The organism is Bartonella sp. AP150HLJHH (assembly GCF_042196385.1).
GTDB lineage: Bacteria > Pseudomonadota > Alphaproteobacteria > Rhizobiales > Rhizobiaceae > Bartonella.
The window spans coordinates 28,877-49,727 of the sequence record NZ_JBHIQC010000004.1 but is presented as its reverse complement, the minus strand read 5'-3'; the positions used below and the strand labels follow the sequence as shown (position 1 = coordinate 49,727).

The following is a 20,851-nucleotide window of genomic DNA, read 5'->3' as shown; positions in this document are numbered from 1 at the left end:
TAGAGTCTCTTAACAATACTTTTAGTACCATCCGACAGCAATTTGAGCTTCTTCTGACATACAATCAGGTGTCCATGGTGGATCAAAAGTCATAGTGACTTCAACATACGAAACCCCTTCAACTGCACTGACTGCATTTTCTACCCACCCTGGCATTTCACCCGCAACAGGACATCCCGGTGCTGTAAGAGTCATTTCAATTTTTACTGAACGATCATCTTCAATATCAATACGATAAATCAGTCCTAGCTCATAAATATCAGCAGGAATCTCTGGGTCATAAACTGTTTTGAGAGCAGCAATAATATCATTTGTCATACGATCAATTTCGTCTGCTGGAATTGCTGATATGTAAGATTTTTTATTTTCGCTTACAGTTTCAACGGATTCTGTAGAATGACGCTCTTCAATTGATTCAGCCATTAAAAAATGTCCTTGTTTCTTGCAATGCTTCTACTAATTGATCTATATCCTCTTGAGTGTTATACATGGCTAACGATGCGCGGCAAATAGATGTTAGACCAAAGCGCTGTAATAAAGGCTGTGCACAATGAGTTCCCGCACGTATCGCAACCCCTTTTCTATCAATAAACATAGCGATATCATGGGCGTGAATCCCTTCAATTGTAAATGATATAATAGCTCCTTTATTGGGAGAATGACCATAAATACGCAATGACTCAACCATTTTAAGTTTTTCCTGCGCATAAGCTAAAAGGGACCTCTCATGGGCATGAATCTTACTCCGACCTTTCTCTTGTATATAATCAATAGCCGCAGTTAATCCAATAGCTTCAACGATAGGAGGAGTGCCTGCTTCAAAACGGTAAGGAGGAGCATTATAAAAAACCTTATCGGTTGTTACCTCCTCGATCATTTCCCCTCCCCCTTGAAAAGGACGCATTTCTTCTAATCTATCTTCTTTACCATACAAAACACCAATACCAGTGGGTCCATAAAGCTTATGACCTGTAAAGACATACCAATCACAATCGAGATCTTGTACATCAACGGTTAAATGTACTGCTCCTTGAGAACCATCAACAAGAACCGGAATAGAATTTTGATGTGCTAGCTTAATAATCTCTTTAACAGGAGGCACCGTTCCTAATATATTGGACATATGCGTTATAGCAACAAGCCGCGTTTTTTCGCTTAAAGATTTTTGGAAATCTTCAATGTGCAGAACACCATTTTCATCGACAGGAACAAAAATAAGTTTAACACCTTTTTGTTCACGGAGAAAATGCCAAGGAATAATATTTGAATGATGTTCCATGATCGTTAGAACAATCTCATCACCTTCCTTGAGTTTGGGCATAGCCCAACCATAAGCAACAGTATTAATAGCTTCTGTTGCATTTTTCGTAAAAACAATTTCTTCAGCTTTTTGAGCATTTAGAAAAACACGAACGGTTTCACGAGAATTTTCATATGATTGTGTTGCTATATTGGCTAAAAAATACATTCCCCTATGCACATTAGCATAACTATAGTGATAATAATTATTCATTGCATTGAGTACTGACATTGGTTTTTGGGCAGAAGCACTACTATCAAGATATGCTAATCGCTTTCCATAAACTTGATGGTGCAAAATAGGAAAATCACGCCGAATTTCTTCGACATTATAAGTAAATGTTTGTACGTTATTTTCCATTTTTTCTACCTTAAACATTTTTTTCAAGCCATTTACTAATGATATTCTCCAAAACGATTTGAATATTATCTTGCTTGATGTCATCAATGAGCTCAGAGATAAATCCTTTAATCAAAAGTGCTCGCGCCGTTTTAAATGGGATACCACGTGTCATAAGATAAAAAAGATAATCATGATTAATATTAGCAACTGTTGCACCATGACCACATGCAACATCATCAGCAAAAATCTCCAGTTCAGGCTTTGCATTAAATTCTGCATCATCTGAAAGAATAAGGCTATTACAAGCCATGCGTGCATCTGTTTTTTGCGCTTTTTGAGAAACACGTATTATTCCTTGGAAAACACCAACAGCCTTATCTGTAACCACATTGCGTATAATTTCGGTTGATGTTGATTTTTCTTCCACATGATGAACAGTCATTGTAAGATCACTATGTGTTTGTCCTGATAATAAATTTATGACGCGTAATTGAAAATCAGATTCTTCTCCCTGTAATTCAATATCGATTTCTTGGCGATTTAATTGACTCCCTATATTAATGACATAAAGTGATAACTTCGCTCTTTGATCAAGAACAGCACAAAATCGACCAAATTGTGTAGAATTAAAATCACGATTGCGAATGAGAATCCACGTAACATCACTATCAGCAGCAACATTTAATGAAAATATTGAACTGACAAAGGTATCTTTATCATTGCCAACCTGATGTTCAATAAACATAACTTGACTATTTTTATCAACTTTTATATCCGAAAAAATATGAGATTGTCCCCCCATTTGTATATTTTGTAATTCAATGGGGATATTTAACTTTGTATTTTCAGGGATGTGAAAAAGCCAACCATCTGTAACAAAAGCTGTATTTAACTGTCCAATAAAATCTTCATCAGAAATATTTTGATTTATCTGTACAGAATTATCTTCTAATGCGTCTGAAAGGCGTTTTACTGCAATGTTGTCTACCTTTGACTCTATCGATGTTTTTCCATTGTTTATGGAGAAAACAGCACTTTCTGAAAGCAATGCATCAACCAATTGATTGTCTTGAGCTTTTGAAAAATTGCTAATAGACTTCAGTAAGGTACGCAGATTGGTATAATGCCAACTTTCGATTTTACGGGAAGGAAGCCGTGTCATTTGAAACTGCTCAATAGTTTTCTTGCGGATTTCCTGTACAGCTTTATCACCAGGTAAGTGGTTTACATACTGATTGAAATTACTGAGTATATTTTCTTCAACCGCTAACAAGTTTTGCTGTGCATTCATATTTAATAACCTCAAACCGCTTCCCTAATAAGATCAGCATACCCATTTTGCTCTAAATAAAGCGCTAAGGATTTATCACCGCTTTTGATAATTTGTCCTTTATAAAGAACATGTACCGTATCAGGAATAATATAATTAAGCAGCCGTTGATAATGGGTAATCACCAAAAATGAACGTTTTGAATCCCGAAGTTTATTAACACCATCTGCAACAATTTTTAGTGCATCAATATCTAAACCAGAATCCGTTTCATCTAAAATGCAAAGTGTAGGTTCAAGAAGTGCCATTTGTAAAATTTCAGCGCGTTTTTTTTCTCCACCTGAAAAACCTACATTTAATGGACGCTTTAGCATATCCATATCTATTTCAAGTTTGGCTGAAACTTCTTTAACACATTTTATAAATTCAGGAATTTTAAGTTCTTCGTCACCTCGCGCTTTGCGTTGAGAATTCATCGCAACTTTTAAAAATTCCATTGTTGCTACCCCTGGTATTTCCATTGGATATTGAAATGCAAGAAAAACACCATATGCAGCACGTTCTGCTGGATCCATTTCTAAAAGTGATTGTCCATTATAGAGAATAGCTCCTTCTGTTATTTCATAATCATCACGACCAGCAAGCAAATAAGATAAAGTTGATTTTCCGGCTCCATTTTGTCCCATGATAGCGGCAACTTCTCCATCTTGAACTGTCAAGTTTAAACCACGAATAATTTCTGTATCGGTTTCAGCAATACGGGCGTGCAAATTTTTGATCTCTAACATAATTTAATCCTGTTTTGGCTGTTTTTCAGATATCAATGCGTATTATTTTACCTTAGCATCCATCTACTTTTGTAATTACCATAGAGGTCATTTTTAGCATTATGTGCTACCGTTACAGCCTTTTTACATAAAGTCTTCTATTTATCTAATTAAATAAAATTATCCAACACTACCTTCAAGGCTAATACTAATAAGCTTTTGTGCTTCGACAGCAAATTCCATGGGAAGTTTTTGAATGACCTCTTTTACAAAACCATTTACAATTAATGCGATAGCTTCTTCTTCGGGAATTCCTCTTTGCATAACATAAAAAAGTTGGTCATCAGAAATTTTTGATGTTGTGGCTTCATGTTCAAACTGAGCTGTTGCATTTTTTGCTTCAATATAAGGAACTGTATGCGCACCACAATCATTTCCGATTAACAAACTATCACATTGCGTAAAGTTACGCGCATTTTGTGCTTTTCGATGCGCTGTGACTTGTCCCCGATAAGTGTTATTTGAAAAACCTGCAGAAATACCTTTGGAAATAATGCGACTGGATGTATTCTTTCCCAAATGAATCATTTTTGTACCAGAATCAATTTGTTGATAACCGTTTGCAACAGCGATAGAATAAAATTCTCCACGCGCATTATTACCACGGAGTAAGCAGGATGGATATTTCCAAGTAATCGCAGAACCGGTTTCAACTTGTGTCCATGAAATTTTAGAGCTATCACCTCGACAATCTCCACGCTTCGTCACAAAATTATAAATACCGCCCTTGCCATCTTTATCGCCAGGATACCAGTTTTGTACTGTAGAATATTTAATCTCTGCATTTTCAAGGGCAATAAGCTCAACAACAGCAGCATGAAGTTGGTTTTCATCACGTTGGGGTGCTGTACACCCTTCAAGATAAGAAACATAGGAATCTTCAGCGGCGATAATCAATGTTCGTTCAAATTGGCCAGTGTTGCGTTCATTAATCCTAAAATAAGTTGAAAGCTCCATAGGACAACGAACCCCTTTAGGAATATAAACAAATGAACCATCTGTAAAGACAGCTGCATTTAAGGCCGCATAATAATTATCACTTATAGGTACAACTGTTCCTAAATATTCTTTAATAAGCTCAGAATGTTCAATAATCGCCTCTGAAATAGAACAAAAAATCACACCAGCACGTGCCAGCTCTTTTTTGAATGTTGTTACAACAGAAACAGAATCAAAGACTGCATCAACAGCCACCTGCCCCGATACAGACATACTGTCATCAAAAGTGGAGGGATCAGACTGTTTTCTTACTCCTGCCAAAATCTCTTGTTCTTTAAGGGGAATGCCAAGTTTTTCGTACGTTGCTAATAACTCAGGATCCACTTCATCCAAAGATTTTGGTCCTGTATGATTTTTTGGAGCAGCATAATAATAAAGCTCCTGAAAATCAATTTTAGGATATTCAAGACGCGCCCAATGAGGCTCTTGCATTGTCAGCCAACGGCGGTAAGCTTTTAAGCGCCATGTTAGCATCCATTCAGGCTCATTTTTTTTAGCGGAAATAAATTTGATAATATCCTCATTTAAGCCTTTTGGAGCTTTATCGGTTTCAATATTGGTTTCAAAACCATATTTATATTGGTCAACATCTATTTCACGTACTTGGCGTATCGTTTCTTGTACTGCCGGCATCAATTTTCTCCATTTTTTGGCGTCAAAAACCGGTAACTAAAGTCTTGTTTTTTACAAGATTAAAGTAAGCAAGTTATCTCCTAGGCTATAGGTAAAGTGCAAAAATTTCAATCAAACTTATTTTATTTTTAAAATAATTCTAATTTTTATAACTTTCTGATGATAAATCTTCCCCTTTTTTCCTGCTTATAATTTGAGAAAAAAACGACAGAAAATCATCGATATCTTCAGAAGTTGTGCCACGTCCTAGCGAAATGCGAATGGCACCATTTGGAACATGATACCCCATTGCCTCCAACACTTTGCTTTGTTTTACTTTTCCCGAAGAACAGGCAGAGCCGGATGATAAAGAAAACCCTTCTAAATCAAAAGCAATTTGCATCGTTTCAGCTTTTATATTTTTCACGGTAAAGTAAGTTGTATTTGGCAAACGTTGAACTCTTTTGCCAAAAATCTCAACATTTTTACTTATTTTTTGTAGTCCAGCTTCTAATTTATTGCGTAAATATATTAACTGTTTTATTTCCTCCTGTGTGAAGCAATCAGTCATTGCTGCCCCAAAAGCAGCAATAAGGGGCAATGCTTCTGTTCCTCCACGGAGACCTTTTTCTTGTCCTCCCCCAATAATAAGAGGGTGTGGCATGAGAAGATTACCACATGAAACAAAAGCACCGATTCCTTTAGGACCGCCAACTTTATGTGCAGACAGTATAAAAAAGTCTCCTCCTAGCTGATGAATATCCACAAAATTTTTATCTACATATTGTGTCAAATCAACTATAAGAGTGCCTCCTAAATCCCGAACAATAGCGGCGATTTCTGTTAACGGTTGAATAACACCCGTTTCACTATTTGCAGCTTGAATAGCAACAAGAGGTAAACCTTTTGTTTTATCGTGAACCGTTAAGAGTGATGTTAATTTATCTTGTTGTATGAGCCCATCTTGATCAACATCAATGACGCTTATCAATTCTTTAGAAAAACGTCCTCCCTCTGCAACAGAGGGATGTTCAGTCGCTCCAAGGTAAAGATGAGAAAATTTAACTTTTGCTTTCCCCATATTGTAAAAAGGTGTTAACAAAGTCATTGCGGCTTCACTCGCACCAGAGGTAAATACCACGTGATCTGGATCTGTTTTAAGATTTTCAGCGATTTGCCGACGGGCCTTTTGCAACAAAGTTTTAGCGGCACGCCCTTCCTTATGAACCGATGATGGATTACCAAATATCTCTAAAGATTCCAGTAACGCTATCCGTGCCACTTTTTTGAGTGGTGTTGTTGCGTTATGATCAAAATATCGGCGTTTTATAACCATTTTACATCGCAATCATTAATCTTATGAATTGATTAAAAAAATAGCGCAATTTTCTTGAAAAGTGCACTAAAAAAAGAATATCTAATAATTATTTAAGAGATTCTATGGTAAAAGTCGACCAGGGTCAAAGAGAGCCTTTTATTGCATTAAGGAGCATTTTATGCCAGAAATTATTTTTAACGGTCCTGCGGGTCGGCTCGAAGGGCGTTATCAACCTTCACAACAAAAAAATGCACCCATTGCGATCATCTTGCATCCTCATCCCCAATTTGGTGGAACTATGAATCATAAAATTGTCTATGACCTTTTTTATATGTTCCAACAACGTGGCTTTACAACTTTACGTTTTAACTTTCGTGGTATTGGTCGTAGTCAGGGTGAATTTGATTATGGAATAGGAGAACTTTCAGATGCTGCTGCTGCTCTCGATTGGGTTCAAACACAACATCCAGACTCTAAAAATTGTTGGGTAGCAGGATACTCATTTGGAGCATGGATTGGTATGCAGCTTTTAATGCGCCGACCGGAAATTGAGGGATTTATCTCAGTTGCCCCTCAGCCTAATGTTTATGACTTTTCATTTCTTGCACCTTGTCCCTCTTCTGGACTTATCATTCATGGCGGTATCGATAAAGTTGCCCCTCCAAAAGATGTTCAAATACTTGTCGATAAATTAAAAACACAAAAAGGTATCATCATTACACAAGAAATATTGGAAGAGGCTAATCACTTTTTCAGTGGATGTCATGAAAAACTTATTGAACGATGTGCCCACTATTTGGATAACCATATCTCCAATGAACTTCTCGCTCCTCCTCCTGAAATACTTTCACTAACTTAGGAAAATACGATAGATTTATAAAAAATTAGCAAAAATCGTCTCTGATCATAACAAAGTAATTTTTTTAGTCTGCATTTAAAATTTTTCTAAATTTTATTTCAGGATAGAAATGAGAATAACAGAACACCTTTTTTCTATTACTAAGAAGTTTCTTTTTTAGCGTAAAAAGGAAATAATACCTGTATTATTATCTTTATACTACCAATATGTCTCTTTCTCTTGTGAGGTGTGCGTCAGTTATGATAGATAACGCATTAATAATTCGTTATATAATCGCCTATTATATACAATAAATGCACTCTTAAATTAGGAAATTAAATCTGTGTTTGCCTTTAAATCTGATTTTTTACACATTATGAGCGAACGTGGTTTTATCCACCAAATTTCAGATGAAAAAGGCTTAGATGATCTTTTTTCAAAAGAAACTGTAAGCGCTTATACTGGATTTGACCCAACAGCATCGAGTTTACATGCTGGAAGTCTTCTTCAGATTATGATGCTTTATTGGTTACAAAAAACGGGTCATCGCCCCATTGCTTTAATGGGTGGAGGAACCGGATTGATTGGTGATCCTTCTTTCAAAGACGAAGCGCGACGCCTTCTGACACAAGATGATATTGCTGCAAATATTGATGGTATTAAAAAGGTATTTGCTAACTATTTGACATTCGGTGACCGAGAAACCGATGCTTGTATTGTGAATAATGCTGAATGGTTATGCAATTTAAACTACTTAGAATTTTTGCGTGATGTAGGAAAGCATTTTTCTGTCAACCGTATGTTGTCATTTGATTCTGTCAGACTCAGACTTGAGCGTGAGCACTCTTTGTCATTCTTAGAGTTTAATTATATGATTCTGCAAGCTTATGACTTTGTTGAACTTTATAAACGTTATGGGTTGCGTATGCAAATGGGGGGCTCTGATCAGTGGGGCAACATTATTAACGGAATCGAATTAGGACATCGTTTAGGAACACCGCAATTATATGCGTTAACATCACCATTGCTGACAACCTCTTCCGGTGCCAAAATGGGTAAATCATTGAATGGGGCTGTATGGCTAAATGCGGATAAACTTTCACCTTATCAATTTTGGCAATACTGGCGCAATACAGAAGATGCTGATGTAACACGATTTCTAAAGCTCTATACTCCATTGCCGATGGATGAGATTCTTAAACTTTCTCTATTACAAGGAACTGAAATTAACGAAGCAAAAAAAATTCTTGCAACAGAAATTACAGCAATGTTGCATGGACGTATTCTTGCTGATGCAGCAGCAGAAACGGCTCGCAAGACGTTTGAAGAAAAAACTCTGGGAGAAAATCTTCCAACTGTTGAAATTAATGCCTCAGAATTAAAAAAAGGTGTTGGATTGCTCACTCTTTTAGTACAAGCAGGACTCGCTAGATCGAATAGTGAGGCACGCCGACACGTTCAAGGTGGAGGTGTCCGTGTAAATGATCAAATTATTGAGGATGAAACACATCTTATTATTGAAAGGGATGTCAGTGCAGAAGGAACCATTAAACTTTCTTTTGGTAAGAAAAAACATGTTGTGATGAAACCAGTATAATCTTTTGCTGTTTTGTTTATGTTGTTCACGTCGAGCTTGTTCTTTCAATTCAATCGTTGTGATAGGGCAAATTTTGTTAGGGAAATAAAAGTCTCTTCAAAACGATAAAATTCTAGAGAGTTGAATAGTTCTTTTCTTCTGTGTACTCTGATATTTTATACCTGTTACACAAAAAAGAAAGATGAAAACAATGACAAGACCAATGAAAGGTGCTCTTGCTCCTGATTTTACTTTGCCGCGCGATGGAGGAGAGACAGTGTGTCTTTCTGACTTTAAAGGAAAGCCTGTTGTTTTATATTTTTATCCAAAAGATGACACCAGTGGTTGCACAAGTGAAGCACTTGATTTCACAAAATTAAAGATGAAATTTGATGAAATCGGTGTTTCTGTTATTGGAATCTCTCCAGATAATGTAAAAAAACATGATAAATTTAAAATAAAACATGAACTTGATGTCATCTTGGTTTCTGATGAAGAAAAAACGACCCTCGAAGCTTATGGTGTTTGGGTTGAGAAAAGCATGTATGGACGCAAATATATGGGAGTTGAACGGAGCACTTTTTTAATTGATGCAAATGGAATAATAGCAGAAGAATGGCGCAAAGTAAGCGTATCTGGGCATGCTGAAAATGTTTTAGCTACTGCAACACTTTTATATCATAATGGTAACTTGTAAATTGAGTGTTTGATTTACCTTCAAAAGCAAAAGTTATTCTCCCTAATTGATTTTAGTTTTTCAACGGATTCAATTTTTACAATATATTGATTTATAAGGATAATGAATTGTTTTACATTTATATTAGTCCCCCGAATATCGCAAAATTTTCTGATTTCAGATTCTTCCTATCACTTGCAATATCATAAGCAGAATTAGCGTGTGAGAAAAAGTTGAAGAAAGGAACAAGAAAATCCCCCTTTAAACCTTTAAAGTATCAAAGGCTATATAACATCACAGCATCCATAAAACGAACAGCTTAAGAAAAAATCTACATGGCTTAAAGGAAGGATATGTAATTAACGAATATCCTCAATTTTTTTGTCTTTTCCATAAATGCGCCGTGCGAGTGCTGCCTCTATAAATGCATCTAAATTACCATTAAGTACGGATTGTGGATCCGTATTTTCAATTCCTGTACGCAAATCTTTGACAAGCTGATAGGGTTGAAGAACATAAGATCTAATTTGATGTCCCCATCCGATTTCTGTTTTAGAAGATTCAGCAGCATTGGTTTCTTCTTCTCTTTTTTTAAGCTCTTCTTCATAAAGCCGTGCACGCAACATCGACCAAGCCGTAGCGCGATTTTTATGTTGAGAACGCTCTGTTTGACATTGAACAACAATACCCGTTTTTATATGTGTGATGCGAACAGCAGAATCTGTCGTGTTAACATGTTGTCCTCCTGCTCCAGATGCACGATATGTATCAATACGCACATCTGCCTCTGAAACATCAACTTCAATATTGTCATCAATAACTGGATAAACCCAAATGCTCGCAAAAGAGGTATGGCGCTTTGCATTCGAATCAAATGGAGAAATCCGCACTAAGCGATGAACACCTGATTCTGTTTTTAACATTCCATAAGCATTATGCCCTTTTACAAGAATAGTTGCTGACTTTATTCCTGCTTCTTCTCCATCATGAATTTCTAAAATTTCAACCTTCATTTCATGCTGTTCAGCCCATCGCATATACATACGTAAGAGCATAGAAGCCCAATCTTGGCTTTCTGTTCCCCCTGCTCCAGCATGAACTTCTAAATAGGTATCATTCGGATCTGCCTCTCCTGAAAGAAGTACGTCAATTTGCCTTTTATCTATCTCATTTTTAAGATTACGTATTGATCTTTCTGCATCAGCGATAATTTCCACATCACTTTCTTCTTCGCCCATCGCAATAAGCTCAATGCATTCTTCAAGTGTTTTTGTAAATGATAAAAGACCATTGATTGAATCATCAAGACGTTGACGCTCACGCATCATATCCTGTGCTCGTTGTGCATCATCCCATAATGATGGATCTTCCGCTTTTTGATTAAGATATTCAAGACGCTTTAGTGATTGATCCCAGTCAAAGATGCCCCCTTAGCAATTGTATTGCTTTCTGGATTTCATCAACTAATGTTTCTATTTCTGCTCGCATAATTTAACACCGTATTTTAAAAAACTCTTTTTGGTTGTGTCTCTTAGCATTTTATACAAATTTAATAGCTGCTATCAGAAAATGGTACAGTTCTATCACTCTATTTATAGAACCGACATTGTAAAAAAAAAGATAAAAACCATGACTCATGGCAAAAGGAGATTTTGTCGATTAATACAGCCCACCTGTCCCACTTTCAAGTGCTTTGTTGACTTGTGGAGAAGTCGTTACTGCAGGAACACCTTCTTGAAAAGAATTTGTACTCCCAATAACTTGATATATATCAGCAGGACCAGTCCCTGGTTTAAATGCTTCTATAATGACATCTTGATCTCCTCTTTCGGCAAGCATTCCTGTTTTCCGATTAATTGGCATTAAAATCATACCTTTTGGCATCTTAAAGGGAACATCTGGCTTCCCTTTAAGAGCATCTGCCATAAAATCACCAAAAATAGGTGCAGCTAATGAACTTCCTGTTCCATTATATCCTAACGAAGCTGGTTGATCATAACCGACAAAAATACCAACGACAATGTCAGGAGTAAATCCCATAAACCAGACATCCTTAGAGTCATTGGTTGTTCCTGTTTTAGCGGCAATATGTCGATTAAGATAACGTAAACGTGCCGCAGTACCACGCTGAACAACCCCTTCCATCATCGAGGTAATTTGATAAGCTGTCATAGGGTCAAGAACTTGATCTCGCTCATCAATCAATGTGGGCTCACTTTGATTATTCCATGAATTCGTATTACAATTTTCGCAAATACGATCATCATGACGATAAATTGTCTTCCCATAACGATCTTGAATTCTGTCTATCAGAGAAGGTTTAATAGAGCGTCCGCCATTGGCAATAACGGAATAAGCTGTAACCATCCGTAATACTGTTGTTTCACCAGCCCCTAAAGCCATGGGAAGATAAGGCTGCAATTTATCTACCACCCCAAAGCGTTCTGCATATTCAGCGACAAGAGGCATTCCCATATCATTGGCAAGCCGTATTGTCATAAGATTACGAGAATGCTCAATACCGTAACGCAACGTTGAAGGTCCTGCAAAGGTACCACCATAATTTTTGGGTTGCCAAACTTCACCATTATATTGACGAACTTCAATGGGGCCATCTAAAACAACGGATGCTGGTGTATATCCGTTATCAAGAGCTGCTGCATAAACAAAAGGCTTAAAAGCAGACCCCGGTTGGCGGTAAGCTTGGGTTGCACGATTGAATTCAGATGCGGCAAAAGAAAATCCTCCCACCATAGCAAGAACGCGCCCTGTATGAGGTTCCATAGCAACAATTGCACCTTCAACCTTTGGAATTTGTTGTAAACGATAAGTGTTGTTTGTATTGGATAGTTTTTCAACAAAAATGACATCCCCAACTTGCAGAACATGAGATAAATTCTGAACAGTTTTTCGATAACCATTTTCTTTTACAACATGGAGTGCCCATTTTGAATTAGCTTCAGATAAAACAGCAATTTCCCGTTTTTTTGATAATATACCTGAAGCTTCGCGCTGTGGCTGTAAACCAATCTCTACTTTGTTGGGATTAGTAGAAAGAACAACAGCTAAACGCCATTCAGGAACATCACTTAGCCCTATGATATCTGCAAGTTCTGCCCCCCAATCACCTTTCTCATCAATATGCGCATAAGCTCCACGCCATCCTTGCGCATGATCAAATCTAATTAATCCATCGTGCAAAGCACGTCGCGCAATAAGTTGTAAATGCGGATCAAGCGTTGTACGAATGGAAAGCCCACCTTCATAAAGTGTTTTAGCCCCATAGCGATGTATTAAACGACGCCGTACTTCTTCAGTAAAATAATCAGCTGCAAAAACATAGCTATCACTCCCACGGATTGTCGCTCCTAAAGGTTTAGCTTTCGCTTTTTCACCTTGTTCACGCGTTACATATCCATTTGCAATCATCCGGTCTATAACCCAATTACGCCGATCAATAGCACGTTGTGTATTCTTAAATGGATCATAATTTGCTGGTCCTTTTGGAAGAGCAGCCAAATAAGCACATTGTTCTAGCGTCAGGTCATTGACGGATTTATTGAAATAAGTCAAAGAAGCAGCAGCTATGCCATAAGTGCCACGACCCAGATAAATTTCATTGAGATAAAGCTCGAGAATATGATCTTTTGAATAAGTTTTCTCAATACGCATTGCTAAAATAGCTTCCTTAAATTTACGTTCTAACGTTGTTTCTGAACTTAAAAGGAAGTTTTTAGCGACTTGTTGCGTTATAGTTGATGCACCCTCTGGACGTCTTCCAGAACCAATATTACGAATATTATTGATCAAAGCTCGAGAAAGTCCTTCAGGATCTAAACCAAAATGATGATAAAAGTTCTTGTCTTCAGCCGAAATGAAAGCATTTATAACAAGCTTTGGTATTGATTGAATCGGTAAATAGAGGCGATGTTTTGTTGCAAACTCTGCCATAAGACGGCCATCAGAAGCATGGACACGGGTCATTACCGGCGGCTCATAAAGTGAAAGAACTTCATAATCAGGGAGTGCATTTGCTTGACCACTGGTCATAACACCCCACGTTATTGCACCATAAAGTCCAATAGCAATAAAAAAACGAAGAAGATATCTTAAAAAAATCATCATAAAAATGGCTATCGCTTTCTTAAGAATTAATTAAAGAAAAAATACGTTACTTCAAACACACCAAGTGGATATCACCACAAGATTGAGATCAAGAGAAATTGTTTTCTATCTTTTATTTATACCAGGGTACATTAGAAGCCCATATTGATACTCTATTTTCTCATAAATTTAAAGAGGCTGTATCATTTTCTGCCTATAATCAGCAAATTGACGAATAGAATGAGCAATAGAGGCTGCCATTTGTTTTCTCCAATGAGGATCATTTAATAACTTTTCATCCTCTTTATTGGATAAATAACCTATCTCTATCAAGACTGAGGGTATATCTGAAGCTCTTAAAACTTGAAAATTAGCATACCGATGTGGGTTATTAATCAAGTTAATATGATTCTTTGATAAACTTGAAATAACACTATTTGCAAAATTAACCGAAAATGTATGTGTTTCACGTCGTGTAAGATCCATCAAAATATCTGTAACTTCGAGCGTTTCATCTGCAGGCAAACCATCAAGCAAATCAACTTTATTTTCACTTTCAGCCAAAGATTTTGCAATGGCATCAGAGGCTTTATCTGATATGGTATACACTGTGGCACCGCGAAGAGAATGTAGATCAATCGTATCTGCGTGAATAGATATAAAAAGGTCAGCATCAAACTCTTGCGCTTTTTTAACTCTTTCACTTAGTCTTAAAAAAATATTGGAATCTCGTGTTAAAGCAACGGTAATATGAGAATCCTTTTGTAATTCGTCTCGCAATGCACGCGCAAAGTCTAAAGTCACATCTTTTTCTAAAATTCCAGTAACACCCCGTGCACCACCATCAATACCACCATGACCAGGATCAAGAACAACACGGAAATTATATGCTGGCATTAACTGTGTTTTTGTATCAAAATTGCTTCTTTGCTGTTTTTTTAATATCTCATCAAATTTTTCTTGTGTACTTTTACGAATATCAATCAGCAACTGCCATAAACCATTATTTAATTTTTTTACGACATTTTTTTCAACCACAAAAGCCGTTTTACTTGTCAAAATAATGCGTGAAGTCTGTATGTCAGAGAAAGCATAACGCACATCTGAAAGCATAACGGATAATGTATTCCGTTTCTTTAAAGGCGTATTTTGCATCGAAAAGTCAATTGTAGGTAAATTGATAACCAAACGTGCGGGCCTGTCCAAAATCTGTAAACGAACATTTGGTTTTGAATTAAAAACCGCAATAATACGCGTATGAATACTATCACCAATGGTTCGAAAATTAATAAGTCTCAGAGGATCTGCGGCTTGAACACTAGTTTGGAGTAGCAAAAAAGATAATAAAAAGTATGTGACGAGCACAATAACATCCCCATAAGCTGTTTTCAGCTTTTTGGTAAAAAAAACTCTTATCATAAGCAAAATACTCTACATTACCTTTGTAATAATTTATCTTGGTTACATAAAACGATACACCAATTTATTATCTATTTTTCAATAAAAGCTAAATAAACACCTCAAAACGAAATTAAGGTCATAAAGATATTATAATTATACATGATTTACATTGTTACTTGCCAAACGCATGATATCAACATAAAAGAATATTTATGCTTCCTAGCTGATAATAGTCATCTAAATTATCTGTAACTCATATTAAGTTGTCTTTAGAAGTTTTTTGTCTATTATGCGTTGAGACTTTTTTATGGATGAAAAATTTCTATGTTGTAACATTAGGATTGCATTACTTAAGATTCGTTGGTTCGGATATCCGAACTGTTTTAAAGATTATTTTACCGGAGACTTTTAAGAAAATATGAGTCATAAAAAACAGATGGAAATAATGATGAGAAATGGTGTAAATGCAGTCATGCCTTTGCACGTGGTGTTTCGTCCTGTTTTTCTGGTACCTCCCTTTTATGGCAGACAGCCTTTTATGTTTACGAATAGTTATGGCATTCGTTTGAATAAAATTGTGCATGTCGCCTTCAGGATATTAACTTATGTCAAACAAAATGCTTATAGATGCCTCCCATCCGGAGGAAACACGTGTTGTTGTTGTTCACGGCAACAAAATTGAAGAACTTGATTTTGAATCAGAACATAGAAAACAGCTCAAGGGGAATATTTATCTCGCACGTATTACGCGTGTAGAACCGTCTCTCCAAGCGGCTTTTGTTGAATATGGTGGAAACCGACATGGTTTTTTAACATTTTCTGAAATTCATCCTGATTATTATCAAATTCCTATTGCTGATCGCCTTGCTCTTCTTGAAGAAGAAGAAAAAGAAGCTGTAGGAGAAAATTCTGTAGATACCTTTACGGAAGAAGCAACTAAAAATAAAAAACGCTCCAGAAGAACAAAAAAAAGTGAAAAAAACAATGTTATAGCAGCCGATATTGAAAATGATATCACATCTGAAGCGATAATGATTGATAATACAGAAGAAGCATTAAATGCCAATATCTCTTATGATGAGATTGAAATGGTCGGTGCTGAGGACATCCGTGAAGAGCTCCCGATTTATCAAAGAAAACAAGGGCGTCAGTATAAAATTCAAGAAGTCATTAAACGACGTCAAATTTTGTTGGTACAAGTTATCAAAGAAGAGCGTGGTAATAAAGGTGCTGCCCTTACAACATATCTATCTCTAGCTGGTCGTTACTCTGTTCTAATGCCCAACACAGCACGTGGTGGTGGTATTTCACGAAAAATTACGAACGTACAAGACCGTAAGCGTCTTAAAGAAATCGTAAAAGAATTAGCCGTTCCAAAAGGTATGGGCGTTATCTTACGAACCGCTGGTGCCAATAGAACAAAAGCTGAAATTAAACGTGATTATGAATATCTTATGCGGTTATGGGACACTATTCGCACTTTGACACTCGAGTCAACGGCGCCATGCCTTGTCCATGAAGAAAGCAATCTCATCAAGCGTTCTATACGAGATCTTTATAATAAGAACATTAGTGAAATTCTTGTCTCTGGAGACCAAGGATATCGTGAAGCGAAAGACTTTATGCGTATGCTCATGCCAAGTCATGCAAAAGTTGTGCAACCTTACCGTGATCCTACGCCCATTTTTGCAAGAAATAATATTGAAATTCAACTTGATAAAATGTTGCAACCACAGGTTTCTTTAAAATCTGGTGGTTATCTTGTTATTAATCAAACAGAAGCACTTGTTGCTATTGACGTAAATTCTGGCCGCTCTACGAAAGAATTCTCTGTTGAAAAGACAGCCTTACAAACTAACCTTGAAGCTGCTGAAGAAGTAGCGCGTCAATTACGCTTGCGTGACCTTGCTGGTTTAATTGTGATTGATTTTATTGATATGCTTGAAGAACGCAATGTGAAGCTGGTCGAAAAAAAATTAAAAGATTGTTTAAAAAACGATCGTGCTCGTATTCAAGTAGGTCATATTTCACACTTCGGCCTTTTAGAAATGAGTCGTCAACGTATTCGCATATCGGTTTTAGAAAGTACGACACAGCCCTGCCCACATTGCGCAGGAACAGGAAATATACGTTCTGAATCATCAATTGCGTTACATGTCATGCGCTCAATTGAAGAATATCTTCTTCATAATTCGCAACATAATATTATCGTGCGCACCCCCGTAGCAACAGCGCTTTATGTATTAAATCATAAACGCAATATTCTTGTTAATTTAGAAGCTCGCTTTAAACTTAATATTAGTATTGAAGCAGATGATAGTATTGGAACACAACATCTTGTTATTTCTAAAGGCTCAATAGCAGAGAGAATTTCTCAATCTTCATTGGAAGATGACAATAAGCAAGAAATTGAAGATTCTGTTTTCATAAAGAGTGAATCTATTGAAAATCCTTCTCCCATTGAAACAAATCAAAAGCGTCGGCGCAAAAATCGTCACGGTGAAATTACTGATCATTCTCTCTCCAACGTTCATAAAAAAGAAGATACCTTGAATGATGATTCTTATCGTCGAGGACGTCGTCGAGGACGTCGTGGTGGTCGACGCAATCAAGATAATAGTTTTCATCAGATTCGCGTTCCTTATGCGGAACCAGTGGGAGATTTTGCTAAGCAAGCTTTAGCAGAAATTAAAGCAGCGCATCGCAAACGTCGTGTTTCACCTGCTAAATCTTTTGAACTTGAAGAAACAAAAAATAATACACAAGCTCTAGATATACAACAACAGAGTGAATCTGAAAAAAATGATACAAGTATTAAACCTAAAAAACGTTCTTCAAAAGTAGTACAAAATCAACTTTCTTTAGATAATGATCAAAATATTGCAGAACAAAAATCTCTTGAAGAAAAACCTACAACCAGTCCGGTGCGTAAAACTAAAACAAAAAAAGCAGACAAAGCTATTCATGAGGTAGAAGATAAAGCTCTTGAAAAGAGTAAAAAATCAACACGTGGAACACGTAAAAAATCATCTTCTAAAGAGACAACGCAAATACAAAAAATATTAGAGCAAGAAACTGTAATCGAGATGGAGAAAGTTATCGAAACCTCTCCTTCCCAAATTGAAGAAACAATTAATCAACCCGTTGTTATTTCATCAACGCCTAATGATTCTTCCAAAACTGAACGTATTGGTTGGTGGAAACGCAGAATTCTTTCGAAAAATTAAGGATTAAAAAAACCGCCACAGAAAACTGTGGCGGTTCAAATAAACAATTATAGAAAACGTTTTGACCAACTTTTATGGTGTGGTTTTATTACTTTTGTTTCGCTTTTTCTTGCTCAGCCCGCATACGCTCTTCAATTTCTTTTTGCTTTGATTGAATAGCTTGCTGCAGCTTTATTTGTTCTTGTTGGAAATCTTTTTCCTCCATACCAGGACCGGTATAGGCTGCTGTAAACCCATTAAGAGAAAATTCAATAGGATTAGCTGAACCACGGAAATTAACTGTGGTTACAACCATTTTTGTACCACTTTTCATAGCTGCTATAAGCTTATCATCTAAGACATCATTAGCAATACAACTTGGTCCATTACAAATAATATAAGGAATTTTTTTAGAGAACTCGTCACCAATTTTAATGTGAACACCTTCTGGCAAAAAACGACCTGTAGGCACTTGAATACCTATACGTTTCTCATTTTGCTTCCCTTTTATTTCAACAAGATTAAAAGCCGTTAAAGGTTGTCCCGTATTCGATAATACAGTATTCATTGTATTACAAATATCAACATCATGCTGCTTACTGCAAACTTTGTACCAACCTTGTGATAAAGTTTGCGCATTTGCAGAAATACCAGCTATAAGAAAAAGGGCAGCGGCTCCAACTAATACTGAAACAGCAGAATAAACATTTTTATGCGACATGATTAAGTTAATCCTTTCAACGCGCTCTTAAGTAACTTCAAAAAATATTAAATATAATTCCAACTTAATTTATTAAATTATAATGAAATAACAATTAATTTTACTATTTTTACTTCAATATAAAAAAAAAAGTCAAATTTAGAGAAAAAATACGACGAGCCATTCTAATTTTTATACACTCATATCATTTCCCCTCTTCATCACATTGGTATTTGATGCAATCTACCCATAAAACACCTCTGTGCATTTAAACTAAGATTACACAAACGAATCAATATTGCAATATTAATTAAAATAAACTCTGATACTACTCTAAAAAACTTACTAATTAAAATTTTTACATTTATTACTCTTCATGTTAAGCTTATAGAACCTTTGCAACAGGTGTTGCAATGCATGAAGCTCCAAAATATCAGATAAATTTTACTGTTTTCCTTATGTGCCTTGTGTGATACACAAAAACAAAATCATCTACGATATTATTGAAACATTTAATGAATTAAAACCACTGATTGTCTAAAATTTCTGCATAATTGTAAGAGAGCTTTTTGCTAATGAACAATTTTCTGCCCTTGTTTACAAAATAATAGTGATACGCTTTTGTAATAAAAATTTTATATTCCATAGCGTTTAACTAAACAGTTTAGTTTAAAAATACGTTACTAAAGAAGTGCTTTTTTCTTAATTAAACAACACATTTTCTTAGAGAGAAAATCTATAACTGCTGAAAATATTTTATTTATAATAAACTTTCTTAAAATATAATAACATATTAATTTGTAATAATAATTTATCTTTTTTCTATATTGTATGAAAGATCCTAATAGCGCAAACCTCTCTTATGTTGAATCAATAAAATTTATCCACTTGTACATCACAAGCGGAGTTAGTTTTATAGATAAAACTACTGAACAAAGGAAACCCTCCCTATGAATCATCTCACGTGCCTAAAGCCATAATAAATTTATGCTCATATATTAAACATCTATTATTGCTATTAAACATCTATTATTGCACTTCTGTACGAATATCATCTCTCAGTTTTATAACGTGAATAAAAAATATAGCTTTTATCAATTTCTTTTAAGTTATTTCTTAAATAAAAGAATCTACTAAAATGATAAATTCTTTTCATCTTTCACAATATCAAAGATATAAATCGTTAATGATTTAAGTTTTAAGAAAAAAATGAATTAAAAATATCATTTTGTTTCTCTATATAACACAACTTAGAGCTATAAAATATCTCTCTTATCATATTAATGAAACAAGATTTATGATATGAGATGTATCGTCATTAAAATAATTAAACAGATATAAATAAAAAACTACAAGCACAAAAAATTATGCATAAAAAGAAAACATAAAAAAGATATATGATTTTATTATTTAATATATATATTAAATCTTATATGATAAGAACAATATATAATATCTTATGTGCATAAAATTACTTTATTATAAATAATAATTAAAAACAAAAAATTAAAATATATTTTAACTATTATTTAGTATATAATCTTAATTTCTCTGTATTTATATGAGTAAATTTTTAATTGGCTATTCTTATAGCATTATTTTTTATGAATTTTCTAAACTATACCGTTACGAAAAATTAAGTATTTTTCTATTTTGAATATAATTCAACATAAATCAAATAA

At 35.4% G+C, this 20,851-nt stretch carries 14 protein-coding genes; 4 read left to right on the top strand and 10 right to left on the bottom strand.

Translation table 11 applies throughout. The features are described from left to right. Nucleotides 1-21: 21 nt before the first annotated feature. From ACFING_RS03110 to ACFING_RS03085, 6 genes are all read right to left on the bottom strand, one after another. Entirely contained in the window at nt 22-423 is a 402-nt protein-coding gene (locus tag ACFING_RS03110) for an SUF system Fe-S cluster assembly protein (RefSeq protein ID WP_273787976.1), read from the bottom strand. Then, nucleotides 416-1,660: a cysteine desulfurase gene (locus ACFING_RS03105; RefSeq protein ID WP_375629820.1), complete on the bottom strand. Its 1,245-nt coding sequence runs from the start codon at nt 1,658-1,660 to the stop codon at nt 416-418. The genes ACFING_RS03110 and ACFING_RS03105 overlap by 8 nt, the downstream gene beginning before the upstream one ends. 10 nt (nt 1,661-1,670) lie before the next feature. Beyond that, complete coding sequence (gene sufD, locus ACFING_RS03100) at nt 1,671-2,933, bottom strand: Fe-S cluster assembly protein SufD (protein WP_375629817.1); 1,263 nt, start codon at nt 2,931-2,933, stop codon at nt 1,671-1,673. An 11-nt stretch (nt 2,934-2,944) separates the two neighbouring features. Further along, entirely contained in the window at nt 2,945-3,700 is a 756-nt protein-coding gene (gene sufC / locus ACFING_RS03095; protein WP_375621243.1) for a Fe-S cluster assembly ATPase SufC, read from the bottom strand. A gap of 159 nt (nt 3,701-3,859) precedes the next feature. Beyond that, nucleotides 3,860-5,371, bottom strand: coding sequence for a Fe-S cluster assembly protein SufB (gene sufB / locus ACFING_RS03090; protein ID WP_375613439.1), 1,512 nt, complete (start codon nt 5,369-5,371; stop codon nt 3,860-3,862). A 139-nt stretch (nt 5,372-5,510) separates the two neighbouring features. Then, nucleotides 5,511-6,686: a cysteine desulfurase family protein gene (locus tag ACFING_RS03085; RefSeq protein ID WP_375629814.1), complete on the bottom strand. Its 1,176-nt coding sequence runs from the start codon at nt 6,684-6,686 to the stop codon at nt 5,511-5,513. A 160-nt stretch (nt 6,687-6,846) separates the two neighbouring features. Between ACFING_RS03085 and ACFING_RS03080 the strand changes: the two genes are divergently transcribed. From ACFING_RS03080 to ACFING_RS03070, 3 genes are all read left to right on the top strand, one after another. Next, nucleotides 6,847-7,527 (top strand): alpha/beta hydrolase, encoded by a 681-nt coding sequence (locus ACFING_RS03080; RefSeq protein WP_375613441.1) that lies wholly within the window; start codon nt 6,847-6,849, stop codon nt 7,525-7,527. A 322-nt stretch (nt 7,528-7,849) separates the two neighbouring features. Next, the gene (gene tyrS, locus ACFING_RS03075; protein WP_375629812.1) at nt 7,850-9,103 is read left to right on the top strand and encodes a tyrosine--tRNA ligase; all 1,254 of its coding nucleotides are present in this window, start codon (nt 7,850-7,852) and stop codon (nt 9,101-9,103) included. Between the two features lie 190 nt (nt 9,104-9,293). Continuing rightward, on the top strand, nt 9,294-9,779 hold the full coding sequence (locus ACFING_RS03070; RefSeq protein ID WP_375628092.1) for a peroxiredoxin: 486 nt from the start codon (nt 9,294-9,296) through the stop codon (nt 9,777-9,779). Between the two features lie 338 nt (nt 9,780-10,117). On the opposite strand, the gene prfB is transcribed toward ACFING_RS03070, so the two are convergent. From prfB to ACFING_RS03055, 3 genes are all read right to left on the bottom strand, one after another. Next, a protein-coding gene (prfB, locus tag ACFING_RS03065; RefSeq protein WP_375613443.1) for a peptide chain release factor 2 occupies nt 10,118-11,246 on the bottom strand; the annotation gives its coding sequence in 2 pieces (ribosomal slippage) (nt 10,118-11,176 and nt 11,178-11,246; 1,128 coding nt in all). Nucleotides 11,247-11,417: 171 nt separating this feature from the next. Continuing rightward, entirely contained in the window at nt 11,418-13,883 is a 2,466-nt protein-coding gene (locus tag ACFING_RS03060; protein WP_375621237.1) for a penicillin-binding protein 1A, read from the bottom strand. A 168-nt stretch (nt 13,884-14,051) separates the two neighbouring features. Continuing rightward, nucleotides 14,052-15,281, bottom strand: a complete 1,230-nt coding sequence (locus tag ACFING_RS03055; protein WP_375629809.1) for an N-acetylmuramoyl-L-alanine amidase — start codon at nt 15,279-15,281, stop codon at nt 14,052-14,054. Nucleotides 15,282-15,868: 587 nt separating this feature from the next. On the opposite strand from ACFING_RS03055, the gene ACFING_RS03050 reads away from it, so the two are divergent. Beyond that, nucleotides 15,869-18,490 carry a ribonuclease E/G gene (locus ACFING_RS03050; protein ID WP_375629806.1) on the top strand — a complete coding sequence of 874 codons (2,622 nt, stop codon included), beginning with the start codon at nt 15,869-15,871 and terminating at the stop codon, nt 18,488-18,490. A gap of 88 nt (nt 18,491-18,578) precedes the next feature. Here the strand turns inward: ACFING_RS03050 and ACFING_RS03045 are convergent, their stop codons facing one another. Continuing rightward, nucleotides 18,579-19,190 (bottom strand): invasion associated locus B family protein, encoded by a 612-nt coding sequence (locus tag ACFING_RS03045; protein ID WP_273791265.1) that lies wholly within the window; start codon nt 19,188-19,190, stop codon nt 18,579-18,581. Nucleotides 19,191-20,851 lie beyond the last annotated feature (1,661 nt).